The 18,462-nt window shown below is 57.4% G+C and carries 14 protein-coding genes; 9 read left to right on the top strand and 5 right to left on the bottom strand.

The genetic code is table 11. The features are described 5' to 3' along the window. Positions 1 to 5: 5 nt before the first annotated feature. On the bottom strand, positions 6 to 992 hold the full coding sequence (locus tag V6582_RS24025) for a BMP family protein (RefSeq protein ID WP_156630382.1): 987 nt from the start codon (positions 990 to 992) through the stop codon (positions 6 to 8). Between the two features lie 218 nt (positions 993 to 1,210). Continuing rightward, complete coding sequence (locus V6582_RS24020) at positions 1,211 to 1,459, bottom strand: helix-turn-helix transcriptional regulator (protein ID WP_156630383.1); 249 nt, start codon at positions 1,457 to 1,459, stop codon at positions 1,211 to 1,213. Positions 1,460 to 1,585: 126 nt separating this feature from the next. Between V6582_RS24020 and V6582_RS24015 the strand changes: the two genes are divergently transcribed. The 6 genes from V6582_RS24015 to mnhG are packed head-to-tail and all read left to right on the top strand — an operon-like array spanning position 1,586 to position 7,589. Then, on the top strand, positions 1,586 to 4,507 hold the full coding sequence (locus V6582_RS24015) for a monovalent cation/H+ antiporter subunit A (RefSeq protein WP_337739165.1): 2,922 nt from the start codon (positions 1,586 to 1,588) through the stop codon (positions 4,505 to 4,507). Continuing rightward, positions 4,507 to 4,842 (top strand): Na+/H+ antiporter subunit C, encoded by a 336-nt coding sequence (locus V6582_RS24010; protein WP_012653663.1) that lies wholly within the window; start codon positions 4,507 to 4,509, stop codon positions 4,840 to 4,842. The genes V6582_RS24015 and V6582_RS24010 overlap by 1 nt, the downstream gene beginning before the upstream one ends. After that, a complete protein-coding gene (locus tag V6582_RS24005) occupies positions 4,839 to 6,470 on the top strand; it encodes a monovalent cation/H+ antiporter subunit D (RefSeq protein ID WP_156630385.1) in 1,632 nt (543 codons plus the stop codon). The genes V6582_RS24010 and V6582_RS24005 overlap by 4 nt, the downstream gene beginning before the upstream one ends. Then, a complete protein-coding gene (locus tag V6582_RS24000; protein WP_156547297.1) occupies positions 6,470 to 6,946 on the top strand; it encodes a Na+/H+ antiporter subunit E in 477 nt (158 codons plus the stop codon). The genes V6582_RS24005 and V6582_RS24000 overlap by 1 nt, the downstream gene beginning before the upstream one ends. Next, a complete protein-coding gene (locus V6582_RS23995) occupies positions 6,943 to 7,224 on the top strand; it encodes a K+/H+ antiporter subunit F (RefSeq protein ID WP_156630386.1) in 282 nt (93 codons plus the stop codon). Before V6582_RS24000 ends, V6582_RS23995 begins: the two co-directional genes overlap by 4 nt. Beyond that, entirely contained in the window at positions 7,221 to 7,589 is a 369-nt protein-coding gene (gene mnhG / locus V6582_RS23990) for a monovalent cation/H(+) antiporter subunit G (RefSeq protein ID WP_156630387.1), read from the top strand. Before V6582_RS23995 ends, mnhG begins: the two co-directional genes overlap by 4 nt. Before the next feature lie 18 nt (positions 7,590 to 7,607). On the opposite strand, the gene V6582_RS23985 is transcribed toward mnhG, so the two are convergent. From V6582_RS23985 to V6582_RS23975, 3 genes are all read right to left on the bottom strand, one after another. Beyond that, positions 7,608 to 8,708 carry an FAD-dependent monooxygenase gene (locus V6582_RS23985; RefSeq protein WP_197434269.1) on the bottom strand — a complete coding sequence of 367 codons (1,101 nt, stop codon included), beginning with the start codon at positions 8,706 to 8,708 and terminating at the stop codon, positions 7,608 to 7,610. A gap of 40 nt (positions 8,709 to 8,748) precedes the next feature. Continuing rightward, complete coding sequence (locus V6582_RS23980; RefSeq protein WP_156630389.1) at positions 8,749 to 10,767, bottom strand: LodA/GoxA family CTQ-dependent oxidase; 2,019 nt, start codon at positions 10,765 to 10,767, stop codon at positions 8,749 to 8,751. Positions 10,768 to 11,109: 342 nt separating this feature from the next. Continuing rightward, positions 11,110 to 16,482 carry a putative Ig domain-containing protein gene (locus V6582_RS23975; RefSeq protein WP_156630390.1) on the bottom strand — a complete coding sequence of 1,791 codons (5,373 nt, stop codon included), beginning with the start codon at positions 16,480 to 16,482 and terminating at the stop codon, positions 11,110 to 11,112. Positions 16,483 to 16,879: 397 nt separating this feature from the next. Between V6582_RS23975 and V6582_RS23970 the strand changes: the two genes are divergently transcribed. From V6582_RS23970 to V6582_RS23960, 3 genes are read left to right on the top strand one after another with little or no spacing between them, the layout of a single operon-like run. Further along, positions 16,880 to 17,554: a phage tail protein gene (locus V6582_RS23970; protein WP_197434270.1), complete on the top strand. Its 675-nt coding sequence runs from the start codon at positions 16,880 to 16,882 to the stop codon at positions 17,552 to 17,554. Further along, positions 17,551 to 17,862, top strand: a complete 312-nt coding sequence (locus V6582_RS23965; RefSeq protein WP_156630392.1) for a DUF6916 family protein — start codon at positions 17,551 to 17,553, stop codon at positions 17,860 to 17,862. Before V6582_RS23970 ends, V6582_RS23965 begins: the two co-directional genes overlap by 4 nt. A gap of 25 nt (positions 17,863 to 17,887) precedes the next feature. Next, complete coding sequence (locus V6582_RS23960) at positions 17,888 to 18,436, top strand: GNAT family N-acetyltransferase (RefSeq protein ID WP_156630393.1); 549 nt, start codon at positions 17,888 to 17,890, stop codon at positions 18,434 to 18,436. The last annotated feature ends 26 nt before the right edge of the window (positions 18,437 to 18,462 follow it).

The following is an 18,462-nucleotide window of genomic DNA, read 5'->3' as shown; positions in this document are numbered from 1 at the left end:
TTGGCTTACTTTGGCTCGGTCATGATTTTTGGCACTTCAAACGTTCCGGCCTTGATCTCGGCGCGCTTGGCTTCCATGGCCGCTTCGGCATCAGCGGGAGCCACACCCTTGACGAAAACAATGTCGCTGCCACCTTCCTTCATCAGGCCATAGGCGGTGTAATCGCGGCCGGTTGGTTTACCGGCTGCAACATCGGCCAGAGCGGCATTGAGGATTGGGCGGAAGTTCCACAGCGCGTTGGCAAACACTGTGTTGGGATAACGGGGAGTGTAATCGATCAACGAGCCAACGGATTTGATGCCGCGTTCTTTGGCTGCATCTGCCGTGCCAATGCGTTCACCAAACAGAATGTCTGCGCCTGCATCAATCTGGGCAAGGCCCGCTTCGCGTGCTTTTGGCGGATCAAAGAACGTGCCGATGAAGGTCACAAGGTGCTTGGCATTGGGGTTGACGGCTTTTACGCCTGCGCCAAATGCGTTGATCAGCATATTCACTTCCGGGATCGGCATGGCACCTACAGAGCCGACGATGTTGGATTTGGTCATCTTGCCAGCCAGCATCCCGGCCAGATAGGCACCGTCAAAATTCCATGTGCCGAAAACACCAAAATTATCGCCGGACAGCTTGCCGCTGGAGCCCATGACAAAGGCCGTCTTCGGATAATCGGCAGCAACTTCGCGCGCCTGCTTTTCGACGGGGAAAGTTTCGCCAATGATCAATTTGGCATTCTGCTCGGCATATTCGCGCATCGCGCGCGGATAATCTGTGCCGGACACGCCCTCGGAAAACACATATTCAATCACGCCTTCCTTGGCTGCATCCTGCAAAGCCTTGTGCAGCACCGAGTTCCATGCATTTTCCACAGGCGAACCATGAATGCCAGCCACCTTGATCGGCGCTGCCGCCCGCAAGGATGGCGCAAAAGCGCTGACACCCAGAGCCATACCCGACGCCAGTATGGACCGACGCGACATCAAAAACTGCTTACCCATTCTGAACCCCTTTTTTTACCATTTGGTAGAAATTGTTAAGGGTGGCCTAAAAATGTGTCAAGCACGCGGGGCGATTATAAAATGAGCAATTTCGCGTTTCTGGAACCGGACGGACATAGCATGCAAGACGCTTGAACAACGAAACGTCAGCCAGCCACTTGCGCAATAATTCTAACGCACATCGGGAAGAAAGCCTTCTGGCAGCATACATTCCATTATCATTTGGAGCATAGCCCAACTTTGCCATCATCAAGGCGAAGGAAGACGACACCTCCCCCTTCCAAAGCAAGGCTCAACTGGGCTGCGGTGGCACGATGAAGATCGTGACGACAGTTTTCGTAATCCTTGATGGTGCTGCGCGAGACACCCGCGCGCTCGGCAAGGTCCTGTTGCGTCCAATCCAGAAGGCCGCGTGCTGCGCGACACAGCGCTGGTGTTAAAAACTTGGACTCATTTCCTTGACCCATCGCCAAGTATCACCCATATTGATTGATATCCATCATATAGCGCAATAAAGCGCGGATCGCTAGATGCCAATCCATTGAGCTGCGTATGCAATCCGGGCTCGAATCAAAAGGAAATAATGCGTTGGGATAACAGCTGGACCGTCTCTGCTCGTTGTTCTGTTGCTTCTGCCGTTCGTCGGAAGTCTCTTATCTGTATTTTTGCTGAATACGCCATCTCGCCGCCTTCCGGCAGGCTCGGCCGCTATTGTCATGCTCATTTCGCTGGCGCTGACGGCAAGTCTCTATCCGGCGGTCGCCGATGGCGGCGTCGTAAAGTTCAACATGCCATGGCTGCCGCAGCTTGGTCTGGATTTTACGCTGCGGATGGATGGCCTGGCATGGATCTTCACCATGCTGATCGCAGCCATCGGCTTTCTGGTCGTGCTCTATGCCCGCTATTATATGTCTGAAGAAGATCCTGTTCCCCGGTTCTTCTCCTTTCTGCTGGCCTTCATGGGCGCGATGCTTGGCATCGTGCTTTCGGGAAATGTCATCCTCCTGTCGGTCTTCTGGGAACTGACAAGTATCTTTTCATTCCTGCTGATCAGCTATTGGCACAACAACCCTAATGCGCGCGACGGCGCCCGAATGGCGCTGACCATTACCGGGATTGGCGGTTTCTGCCTGTTGATCGGCCTTATTCTGCTCGGCAATATCGTCGGCAGCTATGATCTCGATACCATTCTCGATTCCGGCAATGTCATTCGCGAACATTCTCTTTATGTCCCCGCCCTAGTGTTCATATTGCTCGGCGCATTGACGAAAAGCGCCCAGTTTCCGTTTCATTTCTGGCTTCCAAACGCCATGGCCGCTCCAACCCCGGTTTCGGCCTTTCTGCATTCGGCAACCATGGTCAAAGCCGGGGTGTTTCTGCTGGTTCGTTTCTGGCCTGTGCTATCAGGCACCTATGAATGGTTCTGGATCGTCGGAGCGGCTGGGATCACGACCTTGTTGCTCGGCGCCTATTTTGCGATGTTCCAGCAGGATCTCAAAGGGCTGCTTGCCTATTCGACCATCAGTCATCTCGGACTGATCACCACATTGCTCAGCCTGGGAAGCCCATTGGCAACAGTGGCGGCCATTTTCCACATGCTGAACCATGCGACCTTCAAGGCGTCGCTCTTCATGGCAGCTGGGATCATCGATCACGAGACGGGAACCCGCGACATGCGACGGCTGAGCGGCCTGTTCCGTTTCATGCCGTTCACCGCAACGCTTGCCATCGTCGCCAGTGCCGCCATGGCAGGCGTTCCGCTTCTCAACGGTTTTCTGTCCAAGGAAATGTTCTTTGCCGAAGCGGTTGAAACCCATGCGGATTCGATCCTGGATATCATCCTGCCCTATGTCGCTACGCTTGCTGGCGCTTTCAGCGTCGCCTATTCCCTGCGGTTCATTCATACCGTGTTCTTTGGCCCGCCGCCTCAGGATCTCCCGGTTACCCGTCCACACGAGCCGCCGCGCTGGATGCGGTTTCCCGTCGAGTTTCTTGTGCTGGTCTGCCTGATCGTCGGCGTCATCCCGGCAATCTCGATCGGTCCCTTTCTTCACGTCGCCGTCGTCAGTGTTCTCAGAGCCGATACGCCGGAATACAGTCTGGCAATCTGGCATGGCATCAATCTGCCCCTGGTGATGAGCATGATCGCCCTTGTCGGCGGCGGACTGATCTATTTCCTGTTGAAGGATTATTTCGCCCGCTGCCACGATGGTCCGCCGTTTTTTCACAAGTTCAAAGGCCAGCGCATTTTCGAGCGCGTTATCGTTGAAGTCTCCTGGCACTGGGCACGTATCGCCGAACGTCGTCTCGGCACCCGCAAGCTACAGCCGCAACTCCGCTGGCTGGTGACAGTGGGTTTTGCGGCGGGAATGCTGCCTCTTTACCTCAGAGGCTTCGAGGTTCGCCCGCTTGTCTATTCCGGCGCCGATCCGGTGTTTGCAGCCCTTTGGGCCATCGGCATCTGCCTTGCCCTCGGCACCGCCTATCTGGCGAAATACCACCGTCTCGCATCATTGGTGATGCTCGGTGGCGTCGGTCTTATCGTCTGCCTCACCTTCGTCTGGCTCTCGGCCCCTGATCTCGCCATCACCCAATTGCTGGTCGAAATCGTCACCACGGTCCTCATCCTTCTCGGCCTGCGCTGGCTGCCCAAGCGGTCCGAAGGACTTGGTGAGACCATGACCTTGAGGGCGAGGTTTCGCCGGTTTCGGGATTTTGCCCTCGCGGTTCTCTGCGGTGTCGCCATGTCGTTCACCGCCTATGCGGTGATGACCATGCCGGTTCCCGATGCTATCGCCAGCTATTTCCTGGAAAACGCCTATTCGCAGGGCGGTGGCCGCAATGTGGTCAATGTCATACTGGTGGATTTCCGTGGTTTCGATACGCTGGGCGAGATCGCCGTTCTCGGGGTCGTGGCACTGACGGTTTACGGGCTTTTGCGCCGCTTCCGCCCTGCCGAAGACAGCATGGGCATGCCGGAACAGCAGCAGGCGCAAAACCGCTTCGATGAGGAACGGCCGGAACGGTCGGCGGGCGATACGGTGCGTGACTATCTTCTGGTTCCCTCGGTCATCATGCAATGGCTGTTTCCAGTCATCGTCACGTTGTCGGTCTACCTGTTCATGCGTGGACATGACCTGCCGGGCGGTGGTTTTTCTGCCGGATTGACGCTGTCGATTGCGTTTCTGCTGCAATATCTGGCGGGTGGCACACGCTGGGCGGAAGATCGTATCCGTATTCTGCCGCTGCGCTGGATGGGTGCAGGCCTGCTAACCGCTGTCGCCACCGGCATCGGCGCCTGGTTGCTGGGATATCCTTTCCTCACCTCCCATTCCCGCTATATCGACTTACCGTTGATTGGAAAGATCCCGGCGGCAACGGCGCTGCTGTTTGATCTCGGCGTGTTTTCTCTCGTGGTCGGCTCCACGGTTCTTATTCTCGTCGCTCTCGCGCATCAGTCCTTGCGCATCAATCGTCTGCGCACGATCGATGCTTCGAAATCGGAGGAAGGGTGATGGAGCTTGTTCTATCGATCGCCATCGGCGTCATGACCGGCTGCGGCGTCTGGCTTATCCTGCGTCCTCGCACTTATCAGGTAATCGTCGGGCTTTCGCTGCTGTCCTATGCCGTGAACCTGTTCATCTTCGGTGTCGGCGGCGTCAAGGCCAATGTGCCACCCATCCTTGGCGATGACGGGGCTGGACATCTGGCGGACCCGGTGCCGCAAGCGCTCGTTTTAACGGCTATCGTCATCGGCTTTGCAACGACCGCCTTGTTTCTGGTGGTGTTGCTGGCCTCGCGCGGTCTGACGGGAAGCGACCATGTCGATGGGAGGAACGAACCGAAATGAATGGTTGGGCCCACCATCTGATCATTGCACCCGTGCTGGTGCCGTTGGTTGCCAGTGCGGTGCTTCTGCTCGTCGATGAGCGCCGAAGGCTGACCAAGGCGATGATCAGCCTTGTCTCCGCGGTCGTGCTGACTGCCATCGCCATTATTCTGTTTCGCATCGAGAGCGGACCGAACAGCTTCGAGGGCGTCTATCTGGTTGGCAACTGGGCCGCGCCGTTCGGCATCGTGCTGGTGCTGGATGGTTTGTCGGCCCTGATGCTGCTGTTGACGGCATTGCTCGCCATCCCGGCCCTGGTGTTTTCGTTTGCCCGCTGGCATGCGGTCGGCGCACATTTTCACAGCATGTTCCAACTGCTGCTGATGGGCGTCAACGGCGCTTTCCTGACGGGAGACCTCTTCAATCTCTTCGTGTTTTTCGAGGTGATGCTGGCCGCATCCTATGGTCTCCTGCTGCATGGGTCCGGACCGCTTCGGGTCAAGGCGGGGCTGCATTACATTGCCGTCAACCTGGTCGCCGCCCTGCTGTTCCTGATCGGCGTCAGCTTGATTTATGGCACGGCTGGCACCCTCAACATGGCCGATCTTGCGGCCCGCATTCCTGAAATGGAACCGGACCGTCGCATGTTGATGGAAGCAGGCGCTGGCATATTGGGTGTCGTCTTCCTCATTAAGGCGGGCATGTGGCCGCTCTGCTTCTGGCTACCGACCGCCTATAGCGCCGCGGCGGCTCCCGTGGCCGGCATTTTCGCCATCATGAGCAAGCTCGGGATCTATGTCATCCTGCGGCTGACCATGCTGTTGTTCGGGGAAGGCCCATCGGCGGGCTTTGGCGCGGGCGTGCTGCTCTATGGCGGCATGGCAACGCTTATTTTCGGGACGATTGGTGTCCTCGCCTCCCAGGCCCTTGGGCGGCTGGCCGGGTTTTCGGTTCTAGTGTCTTCGGGTACCTTGTTGATGGTTGTCGGGATCAATGACGGGGCCGTCTCCTCTGGCGCTCTGCTTTATCTTGTCAGCTCGACACTGACCATCAGCGCATTCTTCATGCTGATCGAGCTTGTCGAACGGGGGCAGGATGCCGGCGCCAATGTTCTTGCGGTGACGATGGATGCCTATGGCGATGCGGATGAGCAGGCGCCCTATGAAGAAGAGGGCGTCACAATGCCCGGCACCATGGCGATCCTCGGCGTTTGTTTTGCTGCCTGCGGAATATTGCTCTCCGGCCTGCCGCCGCTGTCCGGCTTCATCGCCAAATTTGCGATGCTGTCGGCGATGATGGGCACCGGTGCCATCGGGTCGCCACCGACCATAGCGATCTGGGCGCTGATCGTGCTGGTCATTCTCTCGGGTATCGCCGCGCTGATTTCCATGACCCGCGCTGGCATCCGCACGTTCTGGAGCTCTATCGAAGGCACCGTTCCGCGTGTCCTCGTCATCGAAATCGTACCCGTGATGTTTTTGCTGGCGCTCACGCTCGCTCTGACCATCCAGGCCGGACCGGCAATGCAATATATGGACACGACGATCCGCGCATTGAGCAAGCCGGCAAATTACATCGATGCGGTTCGCAATGCGACGCAAATTCCCGCCTTTAAAATCGAGCCCAGCGCCGGAAAGGAGAGCGAGTAATGTTGCCCTATCCGGTTCTCACCCTGTCGCTGGTCGTCATGTGGCTGCTGCTCAATGGTTTCACCCTTGGCCATTTGATCCTGGGCATATTCGTCGCTGTCTTCGCAGGCTGGGCCATGGCATCGCTGCGTCCTGAAAAGCCGCACCTGAAAAAATGGTATCTTCTGCCCAAGCTGTTTCTTGTCGTGCTCTACGATATCGCCAAGTCGAACATTGCCGTGGCCGCCATCATCATCAGGAGCGGATCGCGGCAGCACGATCCGGGATTTGTGATTATTCAGCTGGAAATCAAGAGCCAATTCGCACTAGCAGTGCTGGCGGTGATCCTGACAAGCACACCGGGTTCGGCCTGGCTTGAATATGATTCCAACGACAATTCCGTGCTTCTTCATGTGCTCGATATCAAAGACGAATCCGTCTGGCGCGATACGATCAAGAACCGCTACGAAAAACTGCTATTGGAGATATTCGCATGAGTGCAATTATTCTCTTCAGCGCCGTCTCGCTCGCCCAATTGATGCTCGTCGCCTCCATGGCTATCGTTTCGGTGCGAATGTTCATCGGACCCCGCGCTCAGGACCGGATCATCGGCCTCGACACGTTCTACATCAATGCCATGTTGCTCCTGGTGACTTTCGGTATCGGCACGGGCCGGGTGATTTATTTTGAAGCCGCCCTGGTGATCGGCATGTTGGGATTTGTGGCCTCCGTAGCCCTGGGTAAATTTCTGATGCGTGGGGAGGTGATCGAATGATCTATTCCGCAACGGATATTCCGGTCTGGGCCGCCATCTGCATTGCCTTTTTCCTGCTGGTTGGCGCGACGCTGGCGCTGATTGGCGCAATCGGATTCCTGCGCTTGCCAACCTTCTATGAGCGCATCCACGCGCCAACGCTTGGAACCAGCTGGGGCGTCGGTGGGATCATGCTTGGATCGATGATCTTTTTTTCAATTGCATCGTCGCGCCTGGCGATCCATGAAATCCTGATCGGCATTTTCGTTACGGTCACAACACCAGTCACGCTGATGATGCTGGCCCGTGCGGCGCTTCACCGTGACCGGGTCGAGAGAAATGGAAATGTGCCGCCCAAACAGATTGCAAAATCTCAAGGGGAGTAAAACCCGCTTGGCAGCCCTTCATGTGGCGATGCGTTGGCGAGCCACATCAATAGGTCCAGTCTCCCGATCTTGCTGCACTCTCCAGAAATCATTTTCCAGCCAACGGCTTTCAGAGCAATAGAGGCTTTGCCGCCGGGTGCTATAGATTGCCCGGACGCGCGCCAGTTCCTGCGTGTAAGACGACAAGCCCGTCGCTGAAGAAGCAAGAATGCCCTCGGCTGCTGCCATTCCAGTGCGAAGGGCATTGAACAGGCCTTGGCCTGCAATCGGATCAAAAGCCAGGGCGGCATCCCCGACAGCATACCAACCTTCACCGCACGGTGCGATGGCGCTCAGACTGCGGGCATCACGGGCAAAGACCGGCCCCTCCCATTCCAGCGCCCCCAGACAGGAGGTCAAATGGGGCGCTTCAGTAAAAATTGCAATACGGCGATCGGGCAATCGCCGCAGCCGCACAGCCTCCTGGGGCGATGTGTGATAGCCAACGGCCCAAAAGCCATTTGCAAGCCGGCCCGCATAAATCCAGCCATCAGGCGTGGCCTCGATCAGCGTCCGCTCCAGATCAGCATTTTTTTGGGGCTTTGCGACTTGATATAGAGAGACCAGCGCAGCCCCGCGTTGCTGTGCAACACTAAGCAGGCGGACAATCCGCGCCGAACGCCCCGTCGCATCGATAATATAGGGAGCGCGGATGATACGCCCGTCATCCAGCCCGATCACCCACAACCCGTCTTGCCTTTTGATGTCGCTGACATTCACCTTCCACCAAAGGCCATTGGCTTCAAGGCTGGCATTGCGAAGATCCGCATCGAACTGGGCACGATCCAGGCGCAGACCAGGCCCATAGGGATCACGCAAAGTATCGCTTGCCACCACATGCTCATCGCCCCAGACCGTCAGGCCGCCGCCAACCGGAGCATGGTGCGGCCCTGGCACGGCAAGATCGGCAAGACCCTGCTGAACCAAAAGCCTTTGCGCCGCGCCCGGCAATGTTTCGCCTAGACGCGGTGTATGGGAACGCAGCCGGTCGAGCATGACGACAGACCGGCCTGCGCGAGCAAGGTGACGGGCGGCAATGGCCCCTGCCGGTCCCGCCCCGGCCACAACAATATCGAACACAGCCCCGCCGCCCTCCGGCGGGGCCGTTGGCTCCTGATTTTTAACGCTTTTGAACACGGACAGCCCGAAACGCTTCAAACTGCTCGCGGCTTGCCCAACCGGCCTTTTCCAGCTTGGTCAGCGGCTGCGGAGCCTCTGCAAGCAAGCGAACCGCATGATCGGCGGCATGCTTGAGTTTGCTGACGGCCAATGTCTCGACATAGATATACTCGGGGAAATCAGGATCATCCTTTACGCCCGGCCGTGCCTCGACAATGCCGAGCTGCCCGAATTCCGCGATCATATCCATCATGACCTGCGCCGTATCGTGGTTCATGATTGCACGCAGCCAGTTGACGCGGCGGCTATAGGCCGCAAGACGCTCCGCGCGTGGCAGGGAGGTGTCGATGACCTTGTTGTAATCCTCCTCGCTCAGCACCTGATTGGGCACGCGCGCCGCCCAGAAAGTCGGCAAATAAGGATCAAATTCTGGATCGTAACCCGAGCGGCAGAAAGCCGTGTCGCCCTGCCAGGGTATGGCCATCCAACGGGTAATGCCGCCCGGCGGCTGGGCGTAGAGCGGTCCGCCAACCTTTTCCACCAGAATGGGCGTCATGGTCGATCCATAGTCCGGCTCAGGGGTACTGGCAGGACGCAGACGGATGCGGAAGGGGGCGGAGTAAAGACTGGCGTGGCGCATTGGCCAGGTCATCTCGCAGCCCGGATGGAATGTGTCGGAGAGGCAATAATGCAAGGCGGCCTTATCCAGCATATGTGGCTGCCCAGCAAGCGGAACCTCTTCAATCTTCGAGACCGGTTTTATCGCCTCCGGCCAGTCGTCGATAAAGCTGCCTCCCACCCATTTGCGCAGAATGGCTTCTTGCAGACCCGTCATGGTCAGCATGTTGCCGGGGCCAGTTTCGGAGAAACTGCCGAAAGCATCTCCATAGATCCAAGGCTGCACATGCGGCCATTGCACCGGCTCGGCCACAATAGGCGCCGACGGGCGGAAACTGTTGAACAGTGCGCGGCGCAATTCGCCGTAGGGATCATCGCCATCCCTCAACCCTGCCGGTTTCTGCGACAGCTTGGCAAGCAGATCGGGATTATTGAAATCCAGCGGGCAGCCTTTGCCGAAATAAGCCGCAAAGCCCTTGTTGACCCATTGCAGATTGCTGAGACGCTGCAATATCGGCAGGATGTCTTGCGTAAAGGATGGTTCACTGGGCATCGGCATCCAGCCCGCCTGAACCGATACATCGCACATCAGGTCATACATCGTGCGCCAACTGATGATGTCGGGCGCGTAATTTGGCGGAGCCACCACCACCCAGGCCGATTCCACCGGGATCGATTGACCATTGATGGAAACCTGCGCCATCACAGGGCCGTCGGACGTATCGTCATACCAATCATTGGCATTGTTGAAGCTCGGCGGGTTAGCCGGATCAAAGACCGGGGCATTGGTCGGCGAGGCCGATTTACCATGCCCACCCAGGAAGATCAGTCGCCCTTCCGCATCCGTCTTGAGTTCACCCAGCGGCACGACAACCGGCTCGGCGGCGGCCGCCTTGAAGGTGCCAGTGTCGAAGGCATAGGCCGGTCCAGATACATCGCAGCCTGAAATGCTGCGGGGGCCGGGATCGATGGCAAGGGTCGAACGATCCATGACTTTTGGATTGCGCAGGGGAAAGGCATTGTCAGGCGCATTGATTGCCTCTGGAATATCCAGAGCATACTGGAACTGGTACCATTGCGCTTTACGATTGGCGACATGCACAGTCCAATGGATATCGGCATTGCCGCTGGTCAGTTCGCTGACGACATCGCCGGCAGCATTATAGCCATAGATACGAAACCGGGCAGCCTGCCGCTTGATGGCGCCCGTCTTGTCTCGGTAAAATGATGGCGGCGGTGCATTTTCCGGAGGGGCATCGGTAACTTCGGGGCCGATGAAATATTCTGTTTTGGCATCACCAATACGGGCAATGCCGATGGCTGGATGGATTGCGGCGCGCACGATGACCGTGTCACCGACCTTTGGCGCGTTACTCTCAGCAGATGATTTCATGTGATCCATGGCGCTTTCCTCCTCAATTGCCAACAAATTACACTTATAAGAAGAATATTTATAAAATAAGCAACTTAAAGCTATCCTTGCCTTGAATGACGGCCCTCCGTCAGCGCCCCTCAACCCCCTAGTAAAAAGTGCTGACACCCATCGGTCATCTGACAAATCAGGGTATCGCTGAGCCTGCCCCGTCATCCAAACAACAGCTCTCTACGGCCTATGAGAGGGCGGTAAATTACTGCCTGACCCGGCAAACCAATGCTGTTTCAAACCAACGCGACAGCGGATAATGAGCCGAGACTGGCTATCCGCAGCCATGCTCAGCTCAAAATCCTGTCTCTCTGACTTGCGTCAAAATTTCCGCGACAATCCGACTTTCGCACCGACCGATTTTTCACCCTCACCTTCAATATTGAACAGAAGATTGCCTTCAATCGCCCAAGCCTCGGAGGTTTGCAGTGATGCCCCAGCCGTGACCGATCCGAACAAACCGGAGCCGTCAAGGCCAGAAAAGCCGGTGGTGAGACCAAGTTTTGGCGTCAGGGTCGAGCCGCTTGCAAGCGTAAAGGAACGGGCGATTTCAGCGCCGAGGCTCACCCTGAACTGCTCCGAGGTAAAACCGTCCAGATCGATCGTGTCGCCGGAGCTGTTTTCCACGGCGTAATCGTCGACGGTTTCGGAAAAATAAACCGCTCTTAGCTTCGGTGTCACCACGGTCGCTTCGTCTAAAGCCCATTTTCCCTTGATGGACGTATCCAACATCCAGCGCCGGGTCTCAAAATTGCCATCCCAGAGCTGGGTATCGATGGTGTTTGAGGACCCGCCATAAAGCAGGCTTGCATCCCAGAACAGGCCTTTGCTTACTTCGAAAGAGGTATAGGGGCCAGCCAGCCAGCCATTGCCGGTCAGCGTGGCGTCCTCATCCGTCGGGTCCGTCATCCGGTCGTAGTGAAACGAAAGACCCAGCAGCGCCTTGTCGGTCAGCAGATAGTCGGCTCCCATGTTGATCATGGCAAAGCTCCCCCACTTGCTGCCATTGGTATCCTTGTCGTTATGGGCCAAAAAGACGCCATCAATCCAGATATTGAACGGCGAAGAATAGCCGCCAGCAATGCCGTCAGCACTGTCACGGGCCGATTCCATCTGTGCAAGACTGGTGGAAAAGCCGAATGTCATTCCCTGCGCGGAAGGAGACATTTTGGTTGTCACCGGGGTCGTCGCCCTGGCCATTCTGCCTCGTTCCATCAGGCCTGGCACCTTGATCGCAGAGGAGATCAGGTTTTGGCGGGTCTCTACGAAGCTGTGTACGAGGTTGTCGATATCCGTTGCGACCTGCTCGGCATTATAATTGATGTTGTAGGTGACAGTGCCCGTGTTGGAATTTCCAAGCGAACTGGCAAGGCGATAGCTGATGCGGGCTTGTCCTGAATAGGCGGGGTTCGGGGTGAATTTCAAATACCAGCCGACAGGCGAAGCTGAAGAGACGGCTGCAACCTCACCTTGAATAAGGGTCGCCGTCCCTGCCTCGGGAGGCTCGACGGAGACAATATCGGCCTCGGTAAACGGGCCCCCGGTGGCGTCTTTGTTGAGATAGACGTTATTCGGCGTGGAGCCTGCGGGAACCTCGACCACATGATCCGCCACAGTTACCGCGCGCGTGGTCACTTTGACAGTATAGCTTGCCGCACCGGTCACACCATTGCTGTCACGGGCCTGGATGGAAAAGGAATAGTCGCCTTCCGTCCCCGCATCGAGCGGACCATTGAGCGCACCGGTCGAGATATTCAGCACCATGCCTTTCGGCAGGCTTCCAGAGGCTAGGCTGTAGATCAGCGATCCCGTTCCGCCTGTTGCCGATATCTGCTGGCTATAAGCCTCGCCCGCCATGGCTTCTTTTAGCGCTCCGCCAGCCGGCGAGAAGGCGATGGATGCCGCGGCGTTAACCGTCAGCGTATAGTTGCCCGAGCCATTATTGGCGGGCGACGCGCTATCGGTGACCGTCACAGCGACAGCATAGCTTCCTGCCGTCGTCGGCGTTCCGCTGATGGTTCCGGTACTCGTATCAAGGACAAGGCCATCCGGCAGGCCGGTTCCAGCGTAGGTATAAGGAGCGGTACCACTGGTTGTCGTGACGGACTGGCTATAGGCCGTGCCCACTGTTGCCGTGGTGAGCGTTCCTGAAGAAGGAGACAGAGTCAGCGTTACCGATGGCTCCGTGACGGCAAGCGAATAGCTTGCCGATCCTGTGGCGCCGTTGGCATCGGTGGCCGTGATGGTGAAGCTGGTATTGGCAGCGGTCGTCGGCGTGCCGGAAATCGAGCCGGTCGCAGTGTTCAACGTCAGACCAGATGGAAGCGTGCCGGAACTGACGGCATAGCTATAGGGAGACGTGCCACCCGAAGCGGTGACCGTCTCGCTATAGGCCGTTCCCACGGTTGCCGCTGTCAATGTGCCGGAGGCCGGCGATAGGGTGAAGGTCGGGTCTGTGACGGTGACGGTCACCGTGGCTGGCGAGGATGTTCCCGTGGCATTGGTTGCCGTGTAGGTAAAACTGTCTGAGCCAGAGTAGCCAGCCGTTGGCGTATAGATAAGGGTGGTGCCGGATACCGTTGCTGCCCCATGGCTTGGCGAGGAGGCAATGGCAACCGACGTCGCGGCACCACCGGTGATGGAGGGTGCCAGAACGTTATCCGCAGAGTTTGCCGTCACCGTTGCCGACAGCGCATTGGCGATTGGCGCTGCTGCATTGATGGTGATGGAATAAGATGCGGTGACCGTTGCGCCATATGCATCGGTAATTTTAACCGTGAAGTTACTCGTTCCGGCAGCCGACGGCGAGCCGGAGAGAACCCTGGCAGCGGCGGCGCCGCTTGACGTTACGGACAGGCCGGCTGGCAAGGATCCAGACAGGAATTCGTAATCATACGGCTCTGCGCCACCGGAGACCGCAATGGTTTGGCTATAGGCCGCACCAACCGTGCCTGCTGCAAGGGTACCAGCCGAGGGCGAGAGGACCAGGGTTGGCACTGTGACCGTTATGGTCACCGTAGCTGGCGAGGATGTTCCTGTGGCATTGGTGGCAGTATACGTAAAGCTGTCGGAGCCGGAATAGCCCGGCGTCGGCATATAGGTGATCGACGTGCCGGAGGCTGTGGCCGTTCCATGCGATGCCGCTGAGGCGACCGCAACGGAAGAGGCCGTGCCGCCGGTAATGTTCAGCGTAACTGCGCTGGCCGACGAATTGGCCGCAACTGTTTCGGAGACGGCGTTGGCAACCGGGGCCTGGAGAACGGCAGACGGGGTGACCGAGTTCGAAGCGACCGAAGCCGTCCCGGTTCCGGCACTGTTGGTCGCGGTCACGGTAAACGTATAGGCCGTGCCATTGGTGAGGCCGGTCACCGTGATCGGGCTTGCCGAGCCGCTTGCCGTTGCGCCGCCCGGACTTGCCGTCACGGTATAGCTGGTGATCGCCGCGCCACCATCGCTGGCCGGGGCGATAAACGAAACGGTCGCCTGGGTATCACCGGCGGATGCCGTCCCAATCGTCGGTGCGCCCGGAAGGTCTGCTGCCACGGCAAGCGAATAGCTCGCCGATCCCGTTGCGCTATTGGCATCGGTGGCTGTGATGGTGAAGCTGGTATTGGCAGCGGCTGTTGGCGTGCCGGAGATCTCGCCGGTCGATGTGTTGAGGCTCAAACCGGCGGGAAGTGTCCCTGATGTGACTGCATAACTATAGGGCGACGTTCCGCCCGAAGCGGTGACTGTCTCGCTATAGGCCGTCCCCACGGTTGCCGCTGTCAAAGCGCCGGAGGCAGGCGAAAAGGTAAAGGTTGGCGCTGTTGGGGTGACCGCGCTCGTTGCCGCCGAAGCCGCACCGGTTCCGGCACTGTTGGTGGCGGTCACTGTAAACGTATAGGCCGTGCCATTGGTGAGGCCGGTCACGGTGATCGGGCTTGCTGATCCGCTTGCCGTTGCGCCGCCCGGACTTGCCGTCACGGTATAGCTGGTGATCGCCGCGCCACCATCGTTGGCCGGAGCGGTAAACGAAACGGTCGCCTGGGTATCTCCGGCGGACGCCGTCCCAATCGTCGGTGCGCCTGGAAGGTCTGCTGCCACGGCAAGCGAATAGCTCGCCGATCCCGTTGCGCTATTGGCATCGGTGGCTGTGACGGTGAAGCTAGTATTGGCTGCGGCTGTTGGCGTGCCGGAGATCTCGCCGGTCGATGTGTTGAGGCTCAAACCGGCGGGAAGTGTCCCTGATGTGACTGCATAGCTATAGGGCGACGTTCCGCCCGAAGCGGTGACTGTCTCGCTATAGGCCGTCCCCGCGGTTGCCGCTGTCAAAGCGCCGGAGGCAGGCGAAAAGGTAAAGGTTGGCGCTGTCGGGGTGACTGCGCTCGTTGCCGCCGAAGCCGCACCGGTTCCGGCACTGTTGGTGGCGGTGACGGTAAACGTATAGGCCGTGCCATTGGTCAGGCCGGTCACGGTGATCGGGCTTGCCGAGCCGCTTGCCGTCGCGCCACCCGGGCTTGCTGTCACGGTATAGCTGGTGATTGCCGCGCCGCCATTGCTGGCCGGGGCGGTGAAGGACACCGTGGCCTGGCTGTTGCCAGCTGTAGCCGTTCCGATTGTCGGCGCACCAGGAAGGCCTGCGGCTACGGCAAGGGAATAACTTGCCGAGCTCGTCGCACTATTGGCATCCGTGGCTGAGATGGTGAAGCTGGCGCTTCCGGCCGTCGTCGGTGTGCCGGAAATCTCCCCGGTCGTCGTGTTGAGGCTCAAACCGGCGGGAAGTGTCCCCGATGTGACTGCATAGGTATAGGGCGACGTTCCACCTGAAGCGGTGATTGTCTCGCTATAGGCTGTCCCCACGGTTGCCGCTGTCAAAGAGCCGGAAGCCGGGGAGAAGGTAAAGGTTGGCGCTGTCGGGGTGACCGCGCTCGTTGCTGCCGAAGCCGCACCGGTTCCGATGCTGTTGGTGGCGGTGACGGTAAATGTATAGGCCGTACCATTGGTCAGGCCAGTCACGGTAATCGGGCTTGCCGATCCGCTTGCCGTCGCCCCACCCGGGCTTGCCGTCACGGTATAGCTGGTGATCGCCGCGCCACCATTGCTGGCCGGGGCGGTGAAGGATACCGTGGCTTGGGCGTTACCAGGTGTGGCCGTTCCGATTGTCGGCGCACCGGGAACAGTCGGCGCACTAGCGTAACACGCGGCACTGAATGTGAGTGTGTTGTAATTGGAAGGACTAGCTGATGAATCCTGAGTGACATCAAGGATCATCTGTAGATTGTCTACCGAAGCACTGGCTGTAAAATTGCCGGATTTATTGATATTTCCACCAAGATTACTCTCGTTGACGAGAAGATTGTTATAATTGTCGCTGTATATGACAATTGCCGATGAGGTGCCGCCAGCTGCTGTTCCAGTAGTGGAAAAGCTCCAGGAGATATACTCTCCAGCGCTCAAGCCTTGATAATCAGGGGAAAAGTTGTCGGTATTGGTGAGATAGCGTGGTGAGCTGAAGTCTGAATTGACTTGGCTGCATGACGCTGAAAGTGCGGCATTGGCCGCCGTCGCAAAGCTCAAGCCGGTAATCAGGATGGTGAGGATGCCGATGAAAGCCCGGAAGACGGCGTTAGCTGATCGCTTGAGCCAAGTCCATGCCGCCTTTTTTGTCTTTGCCAGAGCAGGCGTGACACGAAACGATTTACCGCATTGCATGCTTATCTAAACCCCTGCTCAATCAAGGCAGCGATAATCAATCTTGTCGTTTGACGAACAAAGATATACCGCCCCTAAAGCGAGCGCTCACCACAAGACGCCCGTCATTCGAGCATTATTCGAGCGTTGGTTGAATGACAATCTCATCAAATGCGAAGAGTCGATGTCCTCCACTGTTTTGTCTCGACTGTGGCTAAAACACATCGCTCTAAACGCCTAGGTAGAGTTTTCGGCAGAAGCAGACATGGGATGATGCTTTCGAAATTTGTCCTTGCGAGCTCCCTCAAAAAATTGCAATAGTTTATTTTACTAAGTTAAAGTTAATAAATATGCTCAAATCTCATCAGCCCGAATCGGCCGTTGATCAGCGATGTTCCGGTCCCCATGGAGGATTATTATGGATGCATATCTTGCGACTATTTTGCCGGTAGGCTTCAATTATGCGACCGAAGGCTGGCTCATGTGCTGGGGTCAAAAACTGACGGTAAATCAATATACTGCCGTTTATTCTCTTGTTTCAAATTATTACGGTGGCGACCAGCAAACCTATTTTAACCTACCGGACCTGCGCGGCAAAATGCCCATTGGATATGGACAACGCTTGCCCACCAGCCCCGATTACGGGATTGGTAGCAAAGGCGGAAACGACACCATTTCGTTGAATTCGAGCCAGATTCCTGCCCATACCCATGCAGCTGTCTTTACGCCCACTGGCCAGGCAACAGTGAATATACCCGCGCAGACAGGAAGCCAGACTGCAACCTTGAAGGCAAGCCCCGCTGCGGGAACGTCTCAGTTGCCAACGACGGGCTCTGCCCTTGCAGGTGGAAATACGGCTGCGACAAGGATCTACGGCGCTGCTTCAAGCGCCCCGATCACCCTCGATAGTAGCAGCGTTGCGATTTCCGGAAATGCGCCGACGGCGGCGCAGAGCATTGCCACCAATGCGATAACTGGCGGAGCTGTCGCCGTGCAGCCATTTGGCGCCGGTGCGGCGATTGACGCCAGGCCTCCTTACCTGGCGATCAACTTCATTTTCTGCGTTCAAGGCCTCTACCCGGTTCGTCAATGACTGGTCTCATTCTGAATGCAGCAAAATTCACGCCCTATATCGGCGACGATTTCACACTGACCGCGCAGGAGACAGTGATCAACGCGGTGTTGGCCAAGGTTGTCGAATATCCTGCCAGTACCGCACCGGGAGCAGCGCGAACGGCTTTCAGCCTTTTTCTCTGCGTCCAGCACAACGCTTTTCCCGAGATTCAAAGCGGAGACTACGTCATCGAGCATCGCAGTCTGGATAAGATCGGGTTTGCGTATATTGAGCGTATCCTCAGCCCTCAGCCCGGCGTTATCCGTTTGGAAGTTGCTTTCAATTGATCGTGGTGAGGTGGACGAGACATATATGAATGGTTTTACCGGCTCTTTCGCATTCGGAAACGGTTTGAATTTGCGTCTTGTTCGGCCGAGCGATCAGGATCTGATTTTCAAACTGTTTATCGAAACCCGCCCCTGGCTCGCATGGGCGGAAGGAAAACCCGATTTTATTCGTGATCTCTATGAACAGCAATTCAAGACCATGCGTACCGGTGTTGAAAGCGTCTATCCCGATCATCTCGACTTTATCATTGAGCGGCTTGGTTCCGCAGTCGGACGCACCATCATCGACCTGGGATATGCAGATTGGCGGATTTCCGAGTTGCAGGTTTTAAAGCAGGCCAGAGGCGCAGGAATAGGCTCCAATGTCATCAGAGGGTTGCAGGCGGCTGCTTTGAACGGCAACATTCCACTGACGCTTTCAACGCCGGTCTTTGGTTCAAACGGCTTTCCTATGTACCAGCGGCTTGGGTTTCAGGTCGTCCAGGCACAGCCGCCGATGATTCATATGGCATGGTTTCCTCCTGGTCATCCTGATCGAAAGGAAATGTCCGGAGTCAATGGAGTGGGACGGTAGGCTCTGATTGAACCCGCCATATTCTG

Source organism: Agrobacterium vitis (genome assembly GCF_037039395.1).
Lineage (GTDB): Bacteria > Pseudomonadota > Alphaproteobacteria > Rhizobiales > Rhizobiaceae > Allorhizobium > Allorhizobium vitis_E.
Note: the sequence above shows the minus strand (reverse complement) of the source record. Positions and strands in the feature narration are given on the sequence as shown.

Bases quoted from the DNA above. Each gene is read 5' to 3' on its own strand.
- V6582_RS24025 (WP_156630382.1), bottom strand. From the start codon at position 992: ATGGGTAAGCAGTTTTTGATGTCGCGTCGGTCCATACTGGCGTCGGGT.
- V6582_RS24020 (WP_156630383.1), bottom strand. From the start codon at position 1,459: ATGGGTCAAGGAAATGAGTCCAAGTTTTTAACACCAGCGCTGTGTCGC.
- V6582_RS24010 (WP_012653663.1), top strand. From the start codon at position 4,507: ATGGAGCTTGTTCTATCGATCGCCATCGGCGTCATGACCGGCTGCGGC.
- V6582_RS24005 (WP_156630385.1), top strand. From the start codon at position 4,839: ATGAATGGTTGGGCCCACCATCTGATCATTGCACCCGTGCTGGTGCCG.
- V6582_RS24000 (WP_156547297.1), top strand. From the start codon at position 6,470: ATGTTGCCCTATCCGGTTCTCACCCTGTCGCTGGTCGTCATGTGGCTG.
- V6582_RS23995 (WP_156630386.1), top strand. From the start codon at position 6,943: ATGAGTGCAATTATTCTCTTCAGCGCCGTCTCGCTCGCCCAATTGATG.
- mnhG (WP_156630387.1), top strand. From the start codon at position 7,221: ATGATCTATTCCGCAACGGATATTCCGGTCTGGGCCGCCATCTGCATT.
- V6582_RS23980 (WP_156630389.1), bottom strand. From the start codon at position 10,767: ATGGATCACATGAAATCATCTGCTGAGAGTAACGCGCCAAAGGTCGGT.
- V6582_RS23975 (WP_156630390.1), bottom strand. From the start codon at position 16,482: ATGCAATGCGGTAAATCGTTTCGTGTCACGCCTGCTCTGGCAAAGACA.
- V6582_RS23970 (WP_197434270.1), top strand. From the start codon at position 16,880: ATGGATGCATATCTTGCGACTATTTTGCCGGTAGGCTTCAATTATGCG.
- V6582_RS23965 (WP_156630392.1), top strand. From the start codon at position 17,551: ATGACTGGTCTCATTCTGAATGCAGCAAAATTCACGCCCTATATCGGC.
- V6582_RS23960 (WP_156630393.1), top strand. From the start codon at position 17,888: ATGAATGGTTTTACCGGCTCTTTCGCATTCGGAAACGGTTTGAATTTG.